A 1,240-nucleotide genomic window follows, 5' to 3' on the forward strand; every position below is an offset into this window, starting at 1 on the left:
TGGACCGGCCAGAGTTCTGTAGACACTCAGTCGCCGCTCTGCGCGTAGCGCCTTTCAAACTCTACCGGTGACAGTCCGCCAGCGGAACCATGCCGGCGGATCGGGTTGTAGAACATCTCGATGTAGTCGAACACGTCCGATGCTGCCATGGCGCGTGTCGGGTAGATCCGCCGCTTGATCCGCTCTTTCTTCAGCACGCTGAAGAAGCTCTCGGCAACGGCATTGTCGTGGCAGTTCCCGCGTCGGCTCATGCTCGGCACCATCCGGTGCGCTTTCAGGAACGACTGCCAATCGCCGCTGGTGAACTGACAGCCCTGATCCGAATGCACCAGCACGCCTGGGCCAGGCTTGCGCCGCCAAGCCGCCGCCACCAACGCCTGCAGCACCAGATCGCTGGTCATCGTCGAAGCGGTTGCCCAACCCACGATCTGCCGCGAGTACAGGTCCATTACCGCCGCCAGGAACAGCCAGCCCTCGTAGGTCCGGATGTAGGTGATGTCCGTCACCCAGACCTTGTTCGGCGCCTGTGGCGTGAAGTCCCGGTTGAGCACATTGGCCACCACGCCCGCCGGGCCGCCGCGATGACGCGGCTTGCGGCCATAGCCGACTTGGGCACGCAGACCCTCGGCCTTCATCAGCCGCAAGACGCGGTGCCGACTGCATTGCTCGCCGGCCTCGCGCAGATCCAGGGTGATCTTGCGATAGCCATACACCGTGCCGCTGGCCAGCCAGTGGTGCTTGATCAGCCCCAGCAGACGCTGGTCCTCACGCTCGCGAGCGCTGGCGCCATGGCGCAGCCAGGCGTAGTAGCCGCTGCGCTGCACGCCCAGCACCCGGCACATCGCCACCAGACGGAACTCCCGGACGTGCGCACGCATGAACGCGTACTTCGCCCTTACCCCTTGGCAAAGTACGCGGCGGCTTTTTTTAGGATGTCGCGCTCCTCGGTCACCCGCCGCAGCTCGGCCTTGAGCCGGCGGATCTCGGCTGAGTCGCTCGGCGCAACCGTGGCTCCAGCGGCCGGCATCGTCTTCTTGGCCGCCTGCACCCAGCCATACAACGTGTGCTTGGGAATCCCGATCCGGGAGGCGACGTCCACTACCGTGAAGCCACGCTCGATCACCTGCTTCACCGCTTCGGCCCGGAACTCATCCGTGTACTGCTTGCTGTTGCTCATAAACACCTCGGTCATTGCCATCAATTATGGCAACCGGATGTCTACGAAAGGCTGGCCGGTCCA

At 64.1% G+C, this 1,240-nt stretch carries 1 protein-coding gene; it reads right to left on the minus strand.

Features of this window, described 5'->3' with window-relative positions:
- Positions 1-26: 26 nt before the first annotated feature.
- Positions 27-1,177 (minus strand): IS3 family transposase gene (locus AX730_RS07050; protein WP_232310199.1). Its coding sequence is split into 2 segments (ribosomal slippage): positions 27-931 and positions 931-1,177, totalling 1,152 coding nucleotides; the frame shifts between segments, so codons are not numbered across the junction.
- Positions 1,178-1,240 lie beyond the last annotated feature (63 nt).

The sequence above is a fragment of the Pseudoxanthomonas mexicana genome (genome assembly GCF_001556105.1).
Lineage (GTDB): Bacteria > Pseudomonadota > Gammaproteobacteria > Xanthomonadales > Xanthomonadaceae > Pseudoxanthomonas_A > Pseudoxanthomonas_A mexicana_A.